The organism is Labrys wisconsinensis, assembly GCF_030814995.1.
Lineage (GTDB): Bacteria > Pseudomonadota > Alphaproteobacteria > Rhizobiales > Labraceae > Labrys > Labrys wisconsinensis.
Genome location: NZ_JAUSVX010000010.1, coordinates 126,183 through 142,538 on the forward strand (window position 1 = coordinate 126,183; position 16,356 = coordinate 142,538).

The window sequence follows — 16,356 nt, forward strand, 5'->3', positions numbered from 1 at the left end:
TTCAGATATAATTGACACTAAAACTATAGACTTAAAGATGTCAAGCCGTCGGTGGGGTCGAAGATGCGCGCGGGGCGGTCAGGCGCCGATATGGCCGAGGCCGCGCGAGATGTTGCGCGCCGCCGCGACCACCTGCGGCGCGGCCGTCTCGATGAAGCCCGGCGTCATCCGCACCGACGGCGCCCAGATGCCGACGCCGAGCGTCACGATGCCGGTGCGGTCACGGATCGGCGCGGCGATGCCGATCATCTCGCCGGCGAACTCGCCGCGGCCGATGGAATAGCCGCGTTCGCGGGTCTGCCGCAGGTCCTCGCGCAGCAGGCCGGCATCGGTGATGGTGTGCGCCGTCACCGCCGCCAGCGGCCCGGCCAGCACGAGCGCCTCGAACTCGCGATTATGGGCGAGGATGGCCTTGCCCATGGCCGAGGAATGCGACGGGGCGCGGCTGCCGAGCATGGTGACGATGCGCACCGGCTGCGAGCTGTCGACGCGGTCGACATAGACGACCGTGCGCGGGTCTTCCGGCGGCACCATGCCGAGATGGGCGGTTTCCCCGCAGGCTTCCACCAGCTCGCGCAGCGAGGGTCGGGCGCTTTCCGCCACCTCGCCGAGGTTCACGGCGGCGCAGCCGATCTCCCACATCCTGATGCCGAGGCGGTAGCGCTTCGTCGCCGGATCCTGCGTGACCCAGCCGAGCTCCCGGAACGAGGCCAGGAAGTGATGCACGGTCGGCTGGGGCATGCCGAGAGCCCGGCTGAGCTCGAGGATGCTCCAGTCGCGCCGCTCGCCGGCGAAGGCCTCGATGACGGCCGCTGCTTTCCTGACCGATGTGAGCACTCGGCAGATCTCCCGGAGGACGCTGTCGCCGCGCGCCGGTCGCGGCCGACAGCTTCTCGCCCGATCGCGCCGAAACGGCAAGCGCGCGGTCGCGCCCGCCCTCCCCGGCCGTCCCCGCGCCTCAGGCGGCGACGAAGCCCGAGCCGTCCACCTTGCGCCGCTCGATCTCGGCGAAGTCCCAGGCGATGCCGAGGCCGGGCTCCTCGCTCGGCACGGCGCGTCCCGCCTCGATGCGCATGCCTGACGTGGTGATCGCGTCGAGCTGGGGGATGTATTCCACCCAGCGGGCGTTCGGCACCGCGGCGCAGAGCGAGACGTGCAGCTCCATCAGGAAATGCGGACAGACCGCGACGTTGAAGCATTCGGCCATGTGCGCCGCCTTCAGCCAGGGCGTGATGCCGCCGATGCGCCCGACGTCGACCTGCACCAGCGAGCAGGCGCGGCGCTGCAGGTATTCGCGGAAATGCGAGATGCTGTAGAGGCTCTCGCCGACCGCGATCGGCAGGCTCGTCGCCTCGGACAGCCTGACATGCCCGTCGATGTCGTCGGCCGGCAGCGGCTCCTCCAGCCAGCCGATGTCGAGCGCCTCGTAATGGCGGGCGCGGCGGATCGCCTGGTCGACGGCGAAGGCCTGGTTGGCGTCGGTGAAGATCTCGAAGCCGGGGCCGACGGCATCGCGCACCGCGGCGATGCGGGCGACATCCTCGTGCACCGGCCGGCCGACCTTGAGCTTGGCGCCGCCGAAGCCCTCCGCCTTGGCGCGCAGGGCATCCTCGACCAGCGCCTCGGTGGGCAGGTGCAGCCAGCCCCCCTCGGTGGTGTAGAGCGGCACCGAGGCCTGCGCCCCGCCGGCGAGACGATGCAGCGGCAGGCCGGCCCGGCGGCAGCGCAGGTCCCAGAGCGCGGTGTCGATCGCCGCCATGGCGATGGCGGTGATCGCGCCCACCGTGGTGGCGTGGGTGAGGAACAGGAGGTCGCGCCAGATGCGCTCGATCTCCTCGGCCTCGCGGTTCAGGATCGCGGGGGCCAGCGTCCGCTGGATCAGCTGCATCACCGAGGGGCCGCCGGTGCCGATGGTGTAGCTGTAGCCGGTGCCGACCGCCCCGTCCGCATCGGTGATGCGCACGATCGGCGTCTCCTGGCTGACGAAGCTCTGGATGGCATCGACCCGCTTCACCTTCGGTTTGAGGTCGATCATCAGGAATTCGACGCGGGCGATCCTGGCCATGGCTTCAGCTCTCCAATCTGTGGCCGCTCGTCCGATCGAACACGCGGACGGGCGTGAGGTCCAGCACGAAGGGCGATGCCTCGCCCGGACGCGGGTGCGCGATGCCGAGGTCGATGGTCGCCATCGCGTCCCTCCTATTTCACGCCGCCGAAGGTGAGGCCGGCGATCAGGTGCTTCTGCACCATGAAGGTGAGGGCGAGGGCCGGCACGATGATCAGCACGGCCATGGCGCTCATGCCCGACCAGTCGACGGTGAACTGGGCGGTGAAGTCCATCAGGCCGACCGGCATGGTCTTCGACGCCGTGGTGCGGGTGAGCTGGCTCGCCAGCGCATATTCGTTCCACGAGGTCAGGAAGGCGAAGATCGCCGCCGAGGCCAGGCCCGAGCGGGCGAGCGGGAACTCGATGCGCCAGAAGGCCTGCCAGCGCGTGCAGCCGTCGATCTGCGCGGCCTCGGAGAGGTCGGCCGGGATCTGGCGGAAGAAGCCGTCCGTCAGCCAGATGGTGAACGGGACGTTGATGGCGAGATAGACCAGGATGAGGCCGAAGGCGGTGTCGAGGATGCCGATACGGCTCCACAGCGTGAACAGCGGCAGCGACAGCGCCACGCCCGGCACGGTTCGCGACAGCATGAAGGCGACGAACAGCCCGGCCTTGCCGCGGAAGCGATAGCGCGCGAAGGCATAGCCGCCCATCATTCCGATGAGCACCGCGACCGCCGTCGAGGTCAGCGAGATGACGAGCGAGTTGCGGACATAGGCCGCCACCGGCAGGCCCTGCTGCTGGTCGGGCAGAAGGCCGAAGATGCCGTAGAAATTGGCGAGCGTCGGGTCCTGCGGGATCCAGACCGGCGGGCGCGCCAGCACCTCGATGTTCGGCCGGAAGGCGGTCAGGACCACCCACAGGCCGGGAAGGCACAGGATCGCCATGGCCAGGAACACACCGATCCGGATCAGCCAGCGCTGCCAGGGCCGCTCCATGGCGAAGGACGCGCTCATTCCACGCCCTCCATGTAGCGGCGGGCGGCGACCAGCCTGCGGTAGAAATAGACCGTGAACAGGATCGAGGTGAGGATCGAGACGTAGCCCATGGCGTTGGCCATGCCCATCTGCGAATTCTGGTAGCCGATCCGCGCCATCAGCGTCCACAAAAGCTCGGTGCGCCCGGCCGGCCCGCCATTGGTCATGATCCGCACCATGTCATAGGCCCGCGCCACGTCGAGCGAGCGGATGGTCATGGCGATGAAGATGAACGGCATCAGGAACGGCAGGGTGATGTGGCGGAACACCTGCACCGGGCCGCAGCCGTCGACCTTGGCCGCCTCCATCGGCTCCTTCGGCAGGGCGAGCAGGCCGGCCAGCAGCAGGATCGCGAACACCGAGGTCGACATCCACACCTCTGCCGTCATGACGGCGATGTTGGCGAGCGTGCCCTCGACCAGCCAGGGGATCGGCTCGCGGATCAGGCCGAGGTCGAACAGCGCATTGTTCACCAGGCCCACCGCATCGTTGAAGATGTACTTGAACTGGAAGCCGACCAGGATCGGCGAGAACATCATCGGGAACATCATGATGGTGCGCAGCACGCGCTGGCCCGCGGTGATCCGGTTGACCAGCAGGGCCAGGCCGAGCCCGAGCACCAGCTCCAGGTTGAGCGTCACCGTGACGAAGACCAAGGTGCGCCCGAACGCCCACCAGAAGTCGGGCTCCTGCATGAGGCGCTGATAGTTGCGCCAGCCGATGAAGGTGTAGAGCGTCGCCGGGCGCGTCAGGTTGTAGGGCGTGAAGCTCGACCACAGCGAGACGCCGAGCGGCACCGCCACCACCGCCAGGATCACCAGGATCGCCGGCAGCAGCAGGAGGTAGGGGGCCGCGCGGGGCGAACTGAGAAGCGACATGAGGGCTCGTCTCGTAGGGATGCCGGGCCCGCGCGGGCGAGCGCCGGCTTCCATCAGCCCTATTTCAGCAGCCCCGCGTCCTGCAGGATGGCGCGGGCGTCGGCGGCGGCCTTGTCGAGCGCCTCCTTCGGCGTCTTCTGGCCGACGATCGCCGCCTGGAGCTGCGGCCAGACCACGTTGGAGACCTCGATCCATTGCGGCACCAGCGGCGGCGTGCGCGCCTCGGCGAGCGATGTCTGCCAGGTCTGGAACATGTCGGCCATGTAGGCGTTGCCGTCGGCCTTGAACTTGGCGACGACGTCGGCGAACACCTTGGTGCGGGTCGGCAGGTTGCCGGCCTCGGCCTCCATCATCTCCGACTCGTCGTTGGTCATGAACACCACGAAGCTGACGGCCGCGTCCGGCGTCGGGCAGGCCTTTGACACGGAGAAGGAGTGCGAGCCGGACCAGCCGCCGCGCTTGCCGGCCGAGCCGGTCGGCGCCACGGCGAAGCCGACGTCGCCGGCGATCTTCGACTTCGACTTGTCGTTGTAGAAGGCGGCGAAGCCCGGCCAGTCGAGGTCGACCGCCGTGGTGCCCGCGGCAAAGGCCTGGCCGATATCGTCCCAGGTGTAGTTCACCGTGCCGGCCGGCACCGCCTTGGCGTTGTAGAGGTCGACGAACCATTGCAGGGCGGCGACGCCCTCCGGCGAATTGAAGGTCGGGTTCCAGTCCTTGTCGAACATGTCGCCACCATTGGCGCGCAGGATCTCCATGAAGCGCCCGGTCATGCCCTCGTCCTTGCCGGCGAAGGCGGTGCCGTAGAGGTTGGGCGGATTGGCCAGGAAGATCGCCTGCTGCTTGAACTCGTCATAGGTGGCCGGCGGCGCCAGCGCCTTGCCGAATCTGGCCTTGTAGGCGTCCCGAACCTTCGGATCGTCGTAGACGCGCTTGTTGTAATAGAGGTTGGAGACGTCGGTGACGCGCGGCAGCTGCACCAGCCTGCCGTCGATCTCGGACGACTGCAGCGTGCCCGGCACGTAGAGCGCCAGCTCGTCCGCCGGAATCTTCTCCTTCAGGTCGATGTAGATGTCGCCATATTGCGGCGCGAAGCTGGTATGATTGGACGCGACGCACCAGTTGATCGTGCCACCGGCTATGTCCTGCTTGATCTCGCGATCGAGGTCGAAATAGTTCTTCGAGGAGACGATCTCTATTTTTGCGCCAGTCAGCTTCTCCCATTCCGGGATGCGGGTGTAGAGCTTCTCGTACTGCGTGCCGCCGATCAGCTTGACCTTGACCGTCGTGCCCGGAAACTTGCCGTAGTCGAACGCCGCCAGCGCCGGGCCCGCCAGCACCAGGAGCACGCAGGCCGACAACGCGCCCGCCATCCCTCGCACAGCCATCGTTTCCTCCCAGAAAGATTTGCTTGCAAATCAATGATCCATATTTGAAGGATCAATTCGCAGGTAAGCACACTGCGCCCGATCGGGTCAATTCGCCATTGCGTCGGCCGGGGCCGGCATGGAATGGCTCGGGCCGATCGGAGGGAGGGCGGCATGACCGAGATGGAGGAGAACGGCGAGCGCTACCGCGCACCCGCGCTCGACAAGGGGCTCGACATCCTGGAGCTCCTGTCCGGCGTCGACGAGCCGATGTCGCAGGCAGAGATCGCCAAGGCGCTCGATCGCTCGCCCAACGAGATCTACCGCATGCTCGACCGGCTGGTGCGCCGCGGCTATGTCCTGCGCACGAACTCCGACCGCTACGAGCTGACGCTCAAGCTGTTCGGCCTCGCCCATCGCCACCCGCCGATGCGCCGCCTCGTCAGCCAGTCGCTGCCGGTGATGCGGCGGTTCGCCCGCGAGGCCGGGCAGGCCTGCCACCTCGTGGTCTATGACCGCGGCAGCCTGATGGTCATCGCCCAGGTCGACGCGCCGGGCTATTGGGGCATCGCCATCCGCGTCGGCTCGCATATCAGCATGCTCAACACCGGCTCGGGCCACGTGCTGCTCGCCTATGCCACGCCGGAGGAGCGGCGCCTCATGCTGGAGGAGCGCGAGCAGATGCCGCACGAGATCTGGCCCGAGGACCTGGAGCAGCGGCTCGAGCAGGTGCGCGCCCGCGGCTACGAGCGCATGCCGAGCCAGCAGACCACCGGCGTCACCAACCTGTCGACCCCGCTGATGGGGCCGGGCGGCCAGGCGCTGGCCGCCCTGACATGCCCGCATCTGCAGCGGCTCGACAATGCCGACATGCCGGACCAGGACGCGGTGCTGGCGCTGCTTCAGGCCTGCGCCCGCGAGATCGCCGCCAGCGCCGGCGGCGCGGAATGACCCCGAGCCGGCCTGACGGGGCCGCAAGCCAAGGAGGCGCCGCGATGCGCATCGTCGACACCCATCTGCACCTCGTCTATCCCGAGCGCTTCGCCTATCCCTGGCTCGACGGGGTGCCGGCGCTGAACAAGCCGCACCGGCTGGAGGACTATCGGCGTGAGGCGGCGGGGCTCGGCATCGAGGCGGCGCTCCACATGGAGGTCGACGTCGCCGAGGCCGAGATGGAGGCCGAGACGCGCTTCGTGCTCGGCCTCGGCCCGCCGATCGTCGGCGCCATCGCCAGCTGCCGGCCGGAGCACGCCGGCTTCCCGGCCTTCCTCGAACGGGTCGTCGCCATTCCCGGCGTGAAGGGCTTCAGGCGCATCCTCCACACCTCGCCGGACGACCTCTCCGGCTCCGCGACCTTCGTCCACAACCTGCGCCGCCTCGCCCCGCTCGGCCTGCCGTTCGACCTCTGCGTCCTCGCCCGCCAGCTCGCTGTCGGCCGCGCCCTGGTCGAGGCCTGCCCGGACGTATCCTTCGTGCTCGACCATTGCGGCGTGCCCGACATCGCCGGCGGCCTCGATCCCTGGCGCGCCGAGATCGCGGCCATGGCCCGCCTGCCGAATGTCAGCGTGAAGCTCTCCGGCATCGTCGCCTATGCCGGGCCGGACTGGACCGTGGAGACCCTGCGGCCCTACGCCGAGCACGCCATCGGCAGCTTTGGCGCCGACCGCGTCGTCTGGGGCAGCGACGCGCCGGTCTGCACCCTCGGCGCCAGCCTCACCCGCTGGGTGGAGGCGACGCATGCCCTGCTGGCCGGCTTCCCCGAGACGGAGAAGGCCGCGATCCTTTCCGGCAACGCCACCCGCATCTACAAGCTCTGAAAAACGAGGAGGACCGTCCCATGCAGCGTATCGGCAGCGTCATCGGCATCGATCCCGCCCATATCGCGGAATACAAACGCATCCATGCCGCCGTCTGGCCGGATGTGCTCCGGCAGATCGCCGCCAGCAACATCCGCAACTACACCATCTTCCTGCGCGAGCCGGAGAACCTGCTCTTCGCCTATTTCGAGTATCACGGCACGGATCTCGCCGCCGACATGGCTGATATGGCGGCCGATCCGGTGACGCAGGACTGGTGGAAGGTCTGCATGCCGATGCAGCGGCCGCTGGAAAGCCGCGTCGCCGGCGAATGGTGGGCCACGATGGAGCCGGTGTTCCACGAGGACTGATCGAAGGCCTCATTCGGGACAAAATAAAGCGACCCGTCATGGCGGAGAGCGCAGCGTACTTGTCTGCAGTCCCTTCCAAACCAAGTTACCGGTTTCAGAGCACGGCCCGGTGCAAAGCTTTGAAATCAAGCGGAATTGTCGAGATCGCCTCGCGGAGGTCGGGGAATCCCGCTTCGTCGCCCGCTTGCATTGACCACCCGTATATGAAAATATCATTCACATAAGAACCAACCTGCGGGAGATGCGATGCGGGAAGCCCTCGCCCAGGCATGGCCCGGGCCGTCGGCCCCGCGGCCTATCGTCGTCATCGGCGCGGGCGGCATCGTCGCCGACGCCCATCTGCCGGCCTATCGCCTCGCCGGCCTGCCGGTGGCGGGCCTCTTCGACATCGACGGCGAGCGCGCCGCTGCCACCGCCGCGCGCTTCGGCCTTTCCGTCTTCCCGAGCCTCGAAGCGGCGCTGGCGGTCGACAGCGCCGTCTTCGACCTCGCCCTGCCGCCGGCCGCCCATCTCGGCGTGATCGAGCGCCTGCCGGCGGGCAGCCCGGTGCTGATCCAGAAGCCGCTGGGGCGCGACCTCGCCGAGGCGAGCGCCATCTTGGCAGCGGCGCGCCGCCGCGGCCTCCTCGCCGCCGTGAATTTCCAGCTGCGCTTCGCCCCGATGATGCTCGCCCTCGCCGATTGGGTGGCGCAGGGCCGCCTCGGCGAGATCGTCGAAGCGGAGATGCACGTCAACGTGCTGACGCCCTGGCATCTCTGGCCCTTCCTCCAGGGCCTCGAGCGCATGGAGATCGCGCTGCACTCGATCCATTATCTCGACCTGATGCGCCGCCTGCTCGGCGATCCCGCCGGGGTGCACGCCAAGACCATCGGCCATCCCGCCAGCACGCTGGCCCAGACCCGCACCAGCGCCATCCTCGACTATGGCGAGCGCCTGCGCTGCGTCCTCTCCGTCAACCACCACCACGATTTCGGCCGGAAGTTCCAGGATTCCAGCCTGCGCCTGGAGGGCACGCGGGGCTGCGCCGTCGCCAGGCTCGGCGTCAATCTCGACTATCCCCGTGGCGAGCCGGACGAGCTCTGGCTCTGCGAGACGGGTGGAGAGTGGGAAAGCGTGCCGCTGCGGGGTACCTGGTTCCCCCACGCCTTCATCGGCCCGATGTCGAACCTGCAGCGCTTCGCCGCCGGCGAGGACGAGACGCTCGTCACCGCCGTCGCGGACGCCTGGAAGACCATGGCCCTGGTCGAGGCCTGCTTCACCTCGAGCTCAGCGCCGGCGACGCCGATCGCCCCGCTCCCGGAGGCCCGATGACCGGTTTCGCCCCCACCGTCGGCGTGTCCTCGACCCATCCCAGGACCATGCCGGAAAGCCACGCCGCCCTGCCCGTCTGGAACGCGGAGAACTGGTTCTACGAGGACTGGCCGGTGGGCCAGAAGATCCGCTCGCTGCGCCGCACCCTCGCCGAGGGCGACAGCCACGCCTTCAACCTGCTGGTCACCGACATCCATCCCTATGTCCAGGACGAGATCTTCGCCACCACCGAGGGCCGGTTCGGCCGGCGCCTCGTGGCCGGCGCCTTCGTCTTCTCGGCCGGGCTCGGGCTGGTGGCGACCAATTGCGTCAACGCCTTCTCCTACGGCTATGACCGCCTGCGCTTCATCGGCCCGACCTTCGTCGGCGACACCATCTACACCATCCGCACCAACCTGGAGAAACGCCCCAAATACCAGGAGATGGGCCTGATCCGCGCCTCCTACGAAGTGTTCAAGGGCGAGGGCGAGCTGGTGCTCTATTGCGAGCATCTCCAGACCGTGAAGTACCGCGACCCGGTCGATTTCGCCGACAGGACGGAGGCGGACGGCAATGCCGCGTGACGCTGCCGGCCTGCCGCTCGACGGGCTCGTCGTCGTCGACATGAGCCAGTTCCTGTCCGGGCCCTATTGCTCGCTGCGCCTGCTCGACATGGGCGCGCGCGTCATCAAGATCGAGCGCCCCGACGGCGGCGACCTCTCGCGCCGCCTCTATCTCAGCGACACCGAGATCGGCGGCGATTCCACCATCTTCCACGCCATCAACCGCGCCAAGGAGAGCTTCGCGGTCGACCTGAAGAGCGAGGCCGACCTCGCCGCGCTGAAGGCGCTGCTGGCCCGCGCCGACGTGGTGATCCAGAACTTCCGCCCCGGCGTGATCGAGCGGCTCGGCCTCGACTGGGCCGCGGTGCAGGCGATCAACCCGCGCATCGTCTACGGCTCGATCACGGGCTACGGCAGCGAAGGCCCCTGGGTGAAGCGGCCGGGGCAGGACCTCCTCGCCCAGTCGCGCTCGGGCGTGATGTGGCTCAACGGCGACGAAGGCCAGGGCCCGGTGCCCTTCGGCCTCGCCATCGCCGACATGCTGGCAGGCGCCGCGCTCTGCCAGGGCATCCTCGCCGCGCTGGTCGCCCGCGGCGTCTCCGGGCGCGGCCGCCATGTCGAGACCAGCCTGCTCGAAGCCCTGGTCGACTTCCAGTTCGAGGTGCTGACCACCCATCTCAACGACGGGCGCCGCCCGCCGCGCCGCTCGGGCTTCCGCTCGGCCCACGCCTATCTCGCCGCGCCCTATGGCGTCTATCCGACGGCCGACGGCTTCCTTGCCATCGCCATGACGCCGATCGCCAGGCTGGCCGACCTCCTCGGCGCCGAGGCGCTCGCACCCTATCGCGACCGGCCGGCCACCTGGTTCACCGCCCGCGACGAGATCAAGGCGATCCTGGCCGAGGTGCTGGCCGGCGAGACGACCGACCACTGGCTCGCCATCCTCGAGCCCGCCGACATCTGGTGCGCCAAGGTGCTGGACTGGCCGGAGCTGATGGAGAGCGAGGGCTTCAAGGCGCTCGACATGCTGCAGACCGTGACCCGCGAAGACGCCGTCTCGATCCTGACCACCCGCTCGCCCCTGCGCTTCGACGGCGCGCGCGCCGGGGTGGCGGACGCAGCGCCGCGCGTCGGCGAGCATTCGGCCGCGATCCGGGCGGAGTTCGGGCTGTGATCGTCACCCTCAAGGGCATGACCTGGAACCACCCGCGCGGCTACGACCCGATGGTCGCCTGCTCGGCCCTGTGGGCGGAGCGGACCGGCGTCGCCGTCACCTGGGACAAGCGCTCGCTGCAGGACTTCGAGACCTTTCCGGTGGACGAGCTCGCCCGGGCCTACGACCTCCTGGTGATCGACCACCCCCATGTCGGGCAGGTGACGGCGGAGGACTGCCTGCTGCCGCTCGACGTCGTGGGCCGCGAGGCCGAGCGTCAGGCGCTGGCCGCCGGCTCGGTCGGCCCCTCCTACCGCTCCTATACCTATGCCGGCCGGCAATGGGCCTTCCCCATCGACGCCGCCACGCAGGTCCAGGCCTTCCGGCCGGACCGCCTGGCCGCAGCGCCCGTCCTGCTCAGCGAGGTGATGGCGCTGGCGCGCCGCGGGCGGGTCGCCGTGCCGCTGCGCGCCCCCCATGCGCTGATGCTGTTCATGACGCTCAACGCCCATCTCGGCGCGCCCTGCTCGGTGGAGAAAGGGCCCTTCGTCGAGCGCGGCGTCGCCGGCGACGTCTGGAGCCTGATGCGCGAGCTCGCATCCGATCTCGATGCCGGCGACTTCGAGCGCGATCCCATCGCCGTGTTCGAGCGCATGGCCGCCGCAGGGTCGGCGATCGACTGCGCACCCTTCGTCTACGGCTATGTCCCCTATGCCCTTGCAGGCTTCCGCCCGCATCGCATCGCCTTCGCCGACATCCCCCGGGCCGGCGCCCGCGGCCCGGTCGGCGCGGCGCTCGGCGGCACCGGCATCGCCGTCTCGGCCTTGAGCCGCCATCCCGGCGAGGCCGTGGATTTCGCCTACTGGATCGCCGGCGGCCCGGCGCAGCGCGGACCTTATGCCGAGGCCGGCGGCCAGCCCGGCCATGCCGAGGCCTGGGAGGACGAGGCGGTGAATGCGCCGGTGCTCGGCTTCTACCGCAGCACGCGCGCGACGCTGGAAGGCTCCTATCTCAGGCCGCGGCACGACGGCTACATGGCCTTCCAGGGCGCCGCCTCGGAACGCATCTCGACCGGCCTTGGCGACGGCGAGGCGGCGGGCCTAGTCCTGGACGACCTCGACCGCCTGTTCGCGGGGAGTTTCGAGCCACGATAGCAACGCCGGCGCAGACCGGCAGGGAGGAGAGGACGATGAGGACGACATCCAGGGCGGCCGCGCTGGTCGTGGCGGCGCTCGCGGCGCAGGTCCTGCCGGCCGCGGCTCAGACCGACGTCGCGGGCACGATCGCCAAGCTGCCGCCCGAGCTCAAGGCGCAATATGACGGGGCGCCGCAAAAGGTGCTGCCCTCGGCCTGGGACGGCTGGGCGGCGCCGAAGGGCCCGTGGAAATGGTGCCATTCGGAATCCTACCAGGGCAACCCCTGGCGCGTGGCGGTGACCAACGAATTGAAGCGCCTGGTCGACGGCCTGATCGCCGAGGGCAAGGTGTCGAGCTTCGAGGTGGCCGATTCCAACAACGACGCCAGCCAGCAGATCAACCAGATCCGCGGCTTCATCGACAAGGGCTGCACGGTGATCACCTCGATCCCGGGCTCGGCCACGGCGCTCGACGATGCCATCGCCGCCGCGCACGACAAGGGCATCCCCTTCGTCACCGCCGCCGGCTCGGTCACCAGCCCCTATGCCGTCAACGTCGATTCCAACTATGCCCGCTGGGGCTACGACATGATGACGGCGATCGCCGGACAGACCGGCGGCACGGCCAACGTCCTCCTGGTCGAGGGCATTGCCGGCCATCCCATCGTGGTGCAGGAGCGGCAGGGTGCCGACAAGGCGCTGGCCGAGAATCCGGGGCTGAAGGCGCCGCGCTCCGTCAACGGCAACTGGACGGCCAACGTCACCAAGACCGTGGTGCTGCAGGCGCTCGCCACCAACCCCGCCCCGGTCGATGCGGTCTGGACCACCGGCAGCGAGAGCCGCGTCGTGGCCGAGGCCTTCGCCGAGGCCGGCCGCCCGGCGCCGCTGATCACCGGCTCGATCACCGGCGACGCGCTCGGCTACTGGAAGGCCAATCCCGACAAGTACCGCTTCGAGGGCAATGCGGTCCTGCCGGGCTGGACGGCGCAGACCCTGTTCCGCGTCGCCGCGCGCCTGCTGGAGGGCCAGCAGCCCAGGCTCAACACGCTGCTGATCCCGATACCGGCCGTGCACGGCAAGGACCTCGGCGAATGGTACCAGCCCTGCATGACGCCGGACGCGGTCTCGGTCTTCCCGGTGCCGCCGGCCGATCCGATGCCGGAGGAGATGCTGAACGCCTATTTCGCCAGGCCCGCGGCGAGCCCCGGCTGGGACTATGCCAAGGTCCCGCCCGCCTGCCCGAAGTGACGGAGCCGCATGCTCGCGATCGAACACCTCAGGAAGCGCTACGGCGAGACCATCGCGCTCGCAGACGCGACGATCGCCGTGCGGCCCGGCACCGTCCACACCATCCTCGGCGAGAACGGCTCGGGCAAGTCGACGCTGGTCAAGGTCCTCTCCGGCGTGGTGCGCCCGGACGGCGGCAGCGTCGTGCTCGACGGCCGGCCGCTTGCCGGGCGCCACCCGGCGGAGCTGCAGGCGGCGGGCGTCGCGACCGTGTTCCAGGAGGTGCTGATCGCGCCCGACCGCTCGGTGGTCGACAACGTGCTGCTCGGCGTCGACGGCCTGTTCCGCCGCCGCCTGGCGCGCAGCCGGCGCCGTGCCGCGGTCGAGGCGGTGCTGCAGCCGCTGACGCGCGATCCCATGCCGCTGGAGGCGGAGGCGGGCCGTCTGCCGCTCGCCATGCAGCAGCTCGTCGTGCTCGCCCGCGCCCTCTACCGCCGGCCGCGGCTGCTCGTCCTCGACGAGGTGACGGCGGCGCTCGACTTCGGCGACCGCGAGGCGGTGTTCGCCACGATGCGGCGCCTGGCGCGGGAGGGCACGCTGATCCTGTTCATCACCCATCGCATGGATGAGGTCATGGCCCTGTCCGACGACGTCTCAGTGCTGCGCGCCGGACGCTCGGTGGCGACGCTGCCGGTGGCCGGCTGCGATCCGGAAAGCCTGCTCAGGCTCATGGCGCCGCAGACGGCGGCAGAGCTCGCCCATGCCCTCTGACACCCTCCTGGAGGCCCGGGACTTGCGCCTGCGACCCGAGGCCGAGCCCTTCGACGAGCGCGTCGCGCCCGGCGAGATCGTCGGGCTCGCCGGCCTCGACGGCCATGGCCAGGAGGCTTTCCTGAAGACGCTGGCGGGCCTCGCGCGCCCGGCGGCGGGCGAGGTGCGCCTCGACGGGCGGCCGCTCGCCGGCTTCCGCCAGGCCGTGGCGCGGGGCCTCGCCTATGTCCCGCGCGACCGGCGGGCGACCGGCATCTTCCCGACCCTCTCCGTGCTCGACAATTTCGCCATCGCCACCGCCGGCGCCGACACCCGCCTCGGCTTCATCGCGCCGCGTCGCCGCCGCAGCCGCTTCGAAGCCCATGTCCGCCGCCTCTCGATCAACGCGCCGGACTGGCGCGCGCCGATCACGACCCTGTCCGGCGGCAACCAGCAGAAGGTGCTGCTGGCGCGCGCCCTGGCGCTGCAGCCCCGCGCGCTGCTGCTCAACGATCCCACCCGCGGCGTCGACGTCGCCACGCGCCACGTGCTCTACGACGTCTTCCGCGGCCTGGCGGCCGAGGAGGGCCTGGCACTGGTGATCCTCTCGAGCAAGATCGAAGAAATCCTGGCCCTGTGCGGCCGCGTGCTGGTCTTCCGCGAGCAGGCGCTGGCGGCGCGCCTCGGCGGCGCCGATATGACCGGCGCGGCGGTGATCGCGGCGATGTTCGGGAGGGCGGCGTGACCGGGGCGACGCTGCTGCGCCGGCTCGGCGGCATCGGCTTTGCCGCCGTGCTGCTGGTGATCCTGCTCGCCGTCAATCTCTGGCTGGCGCCCGGCCGGTTCCGGCCGGAGGGCTGGGGGCTGCTCCTCGGCCTCGCCGCGCCGCTGATCGGCGCCGCCGTCGCCTCGACGCCGGCGATCCTGTCCGGCCGGGGCGGCATCGACGTCTCGGTGGGGCCGCAGATGGGCTTCGTCAACGCCGTGCTGATCCAGGTGCTGGTGCTGCGCTGCGGTGTCTCATCGCCCTGGCTGCTGGTGCCGGCGGCGCTCGCCCTCGGTGCGCTCATGGGGGCCGCCAACGGCGTGCTCGCCACGGTGCTGCGCATCCAGCCGATCGTCGGCACGCTCGGCACCTATCTCGTGCTGTCCGGCGTCACCCTGGTCGTGCTGCCCGCCCCGGTCGGGCCGGCGCCCGCTTGGCTCAAGGCGCTGGCCGGCACCTGGTCGTTCCTGCCGCTCGGCCTGGTGTTCCTCTCCTGGGCCCTGCTGCGCCGGACGCCCTGGTACGAGCACCTGATGGCGGTGGGCAGCGACGACCGCGCCGCCTATACCGCCGGCGTGCCGATCACGGCCGTGCGCTTCCTCGCCTATGGCCTGACCGGCCTCTATGCCGGCGCGGCCGGGCTGATGCTGACGGCGCTGATCGGCTCGGCCGATCCCAATATCGGCCCGGCCTACACGCTGATCGCCATTTCCGCGGTGGCGCTCGGCGGGGTCAGCCTCGGCGGCGGGCGCGGCGGCCTCATCGGCGCGGCGATCGGCGCGCTCGACATCTTCCTCCTGCAGAACGCCCTCACCTTCTTCAACGTCTCGACCTTCGTGCTGCAGATCGCCTATGGCGCGATCCTGGTCGCCGCCGTCGTGCTCACCGCCCTGCAGACCCGCGCCGGAGCCCGGTCCCATGCGTGAACGCCTGCACGTCGATCGCCGCGTCGCCGGCGCCTTCCTGATCGCCGCCGCGCTGCATGCCGTCGGCACGGCGCTGATCCCGGGCTATTCCGCGCCCTTCGCCATCCGGGCCATGCTGGTGCTGGCCTCGCTGCTGGCCGTCGCCTCGATCGGCCAGACCATCGTCGTCATCGTCGGCGGCATCGACCTCTCCATCCCCTTCCTGATCGGCTTCGCCAATGTCGTGGCCGCGGAGCTCACCGGCCGGGGCTGGCCCTTCGCGCTGGTCTGCCTGCTCGTCGCCGCCCTGGCGCTCGCCGTCGGCGCCTGCAACGGCGCGGTCTCGGCTGCGCTCGGCGTGCATCCCCTGATCGTCACCCTCGGCATCGGCACGGTGGTACAGGGCCTGGTCCTGCTGTGGACCGGCGGCTTTCCCTCGGGCTCGGCGCCCGCCGCGGTCTCCGCCTTCGTCTCGATCGGCGGCACCACCGGGCCGCTGCCGGTGCCGCCGCTGGTGCCGTGCTGCCTCGTCCTCGCCGTGCTGGTGGCCCTCGTCCTGGCGCGCACGCCGTTCGGCCGGCGCCTCTACGCCCTCGGCAGCAATCCCGGCGCGGCGCCGCTCGCCCTGATCCGGCCGGTGGCGCTCTGGGCCGCCGCCTTCGCGCTCTCGGCCCTGTTCGCGGCGCTCGCCGGCGTGCTGCTGCTCGGCTTCACCGGCTCGGCCTATGGTGCGGTCGGCCAGCCCTATCTCTTCCAGACCATCGCCGCCGTGGTGGTCGGCGGCACGGCGCTGACCGGCGGGCGCGGCTCCTATGCCGGCACCGTCGCCGGCGCGCTGGTGCTGACCGAGATCAACACGCTGCTCATCGGCCTCGGCCTGCAGCCTGCCAGCGTGCAGGCGGCGCTCGGCCTCGTCATCATCGCGCTGGTCTCGCTCTACGGGCGCGAGCCGCACATCCGCACCACGATCTAGTGTTGTGCTTCCGACGCTTGATCCCCGACCATTGCGTTGGAAGCACAACACAATGCATTGAACCAACTAGGGTTCCGGGCTGACGGTTCGGAACGAACCGT

The 16,356-nt window shown here is 70.0% G+C and carries 17 protein-coding genes; 12 read left to right on the plus strand and 5 right to left on the minus strand.

The window, feature by feature from the left end:
• Positions 1-78 precede the first annotated feature (78 nt).
• From QO011_RS24220 to QO011_RS24240, 5 genes are all read right to left on the minus strand, one after another.
• Positions 79-837 (minus strand): IclR family transcriptional regulator, encoded by a 759-nt coding sequence (locus QO011_RS24220; RefSeq protein ID WP_307277658.1) that lies wholly within the window; start codon positions 835-837, stop codon positions 79-81.
• A 121-nt stretch (positions 838-958) separates the two neighbouring features.
• Positions 959-2,065, minus strand: coding sequence for a mandelate racemase/muconate lactonizing enzyme family protein (locus QO011_RS24225; RefSeq protein WP_307277660.1), 1,107 nt, complete (start codon positions 2,063-2,065; stop codon positions 959-961).
• Between the two features lie 134 nt (positions 2,066-2,199).
• Entirely contained in the window at positions 2,200-3,063 is an 864-nt protein-coding gene (locus tag QO011_RS24230; protein ID WP_307277662.1) for a carbohydrate ABC transporter permease, read from the minus strand.
• Positions 3,060-3,962: a carbohydrate ABC transporter permease gene (locus QO011_RS24235; RefSeq protein ID WP_307277665.1), complete on the minus strand. Its 903-nt coding sequence runs from the start codon at positions 3,960-3,962 to the stop codon at positions 3,060-3,062. The genes QO011_RS24230 and QO011_RS24235 overlap by 4 nt, the downstream gene beginning before the upstream one ends.
• 59 nt (positions 3,963-4,021) lie before the next feature.
• Complete coding sequence (locus QO011_RS24240; RefSeq protein ID WP_307277668.1) at positions 4,022-5,347, minus strand: ABC transporter substrate-binding protein; 1,326 nt, start codon at positions 5,345-5,347, stop codon at positions 4,022-4,024.
• Between the two features lie 153 nt (positions 5,348-5,500).
• Here QO011_RS24240 and QO011_RS24245 point away from each other — a divergent pair, with 153 nt between their 5' ends.
• The 12 genes from QO011_RS24245 to QO011_RS24300 all read left to right on the plus strand — a co-directional run bounded on the left by QO011_RS24245 (position 5,501) and on the right by QO011_RS24300 (position 16,255).
• Positions 5,501-6,277 carry an IclR family transcriptional regulator gene (locus QO011_RS24245; RefSeq protein ID WP_307277671.1) on the plus strand — a complete coding sequence of 259 codons (777 nt, stop codon included), beginning with the start codon at positions 5,501-5,503 and terminating at the stop codon, positions 6,275-6,277.
• 44 nt (positions 6,278-6,321) lie between these two features.
• Entirely contained in the window at positions 6,322-7,143 is an 822-nt protein-coding gene (locus QO011_RS24250; RefSeq protein ID WP_307277674.1) for an amidohydrolase family protein, read from the plus strand.
• Positions 7,144-7,163: 20 nt separating this feature from the next.
• On the plus strand, positions 7,164-7,493 hold the full coding sequence (locus QO011_RS24255; protein ID WP_307277677.1) for an L-rhamnose mutarotase: 330 nt from the start codon (positions 7,164-7,166) through the stop codon (positions 7,491-7,493).
• Between the two features lie 246 nt (positions 7,494-7,739).
• A complete protein-coding gene (locus QO011_RS24260) occupies positions 7,740-8,804 on the plus strand; it encodes a Gfo/Idh/MocA family protein (protein WP_307277679.1) in 1,065 nt (354 codons plus the stop codon).
• The gene (locus tag QO011_RS24265; RefSeq protein ID WP_307277682.1) at positions 8,801-9,367 is read left to right on the plus strand and encodes a MaoC family dehydratase; all 567 of its coding nucleotides are present in this window, start codon (positions 8,801-8,803) and stop codon (positions 9,365-9,367) included. Before QO011_RS24260 ends, QO011_RS24265 begins: the two co-directional genes overlap by 4 nt.
• The gene (locus QO011_RS24270) at positions 9,357-10,520 is read left to right on the plus strand and encodes a CaiB/BaiF CoA transferase family protein (RefSeq protein ID WP_307277684.1); all 1,164 of its coding nucleotides are present in this window, start codon (positions 9,357-9,359) and stop codon (positions 10,518-10,520) included. Before QO011_RS24265 ends, QO011_RS24270 begins: the two co-directional genes overlap by 11 nt.
• A complete protein-coding gene (locus tag QO011_RS24275; RefSeq protein WP_307277687.1) occupies positions 10,517-11,653 on the plus strand; it encodes a type 2 periplasmic-binding domain-containing protein in 1,137 nt (378 codons plus the stop codon). The genes QO011_RS24270 and QO011_RS24275 overlap by 4 nt, the downstream gene beginning before the upstream one ends.
• A gap of 35 nt (positions 11,654-11,688) precedes the next feature.
• Positions 11,689-12,882, plus strand: a complete 1,194-nt coding sequence (locus QO011_RS24280; RefSeq protein WP_307277690.1) for an ABC transporter substrate-binding protein — start codon at positions 11,689-11,691, stop codon at positions 12,880-12,882.
• Between the two features lie 9 nt (positions 12,883-12,891).
• Positions 12,892-13,632 (plus strand): ATP-binding cassette domain-containing protein, encoded by a 741-nt coding sequence (locus QO011_RS24285; protein ID WP_307277693.1) that lies wholly within the window; start codon positions 12,892-12,894, stop codon positions 13,630-13,632.
• On the plus strand, positions 13,622-14,356 hold the full coding sequence (locus tag QO011_RS24290; RefSeq protein WP_307277696.1) for an ATP-binding cassette domain-containing protein: 735 nt from the start codon (positions 13,622-13,624) through the stop codon (positions 14,354-14,356). The genes QO011_RS24285 and QO011_RS24290 overlap by 11 nt, the downstream gene beginning before the upstream one ends.
• Positions 14,353-15,303, plus strand: coding sequence for an ABC transporter permease (locus QO011_RS24295; protein ID WP_307277698.1), 951 nt, complete (start codon positions 14,353-14,355; stop codon positions 15,301-15,303). Before QO011_RS24290 ends, QO011_RS24295 begins: the two co-directional genes overlap by 4 nt.
• Positions 15,296-16,255, plus strand: coding sequence for an ABC transporter permease (locus tag QO011_RS24300; protein ID WP_307277700.1), 960 nt, complete (start codon positions 15,296-15,298; stop codon positions 16,253-16,255). The genes QO011_RS24295 and QO011_RS24300 overlap by 8 nt, the downstream gene beginning before the upstream one ends.
• Positions 16,256-16,356 lie beyond the last annotated feature (101 nt).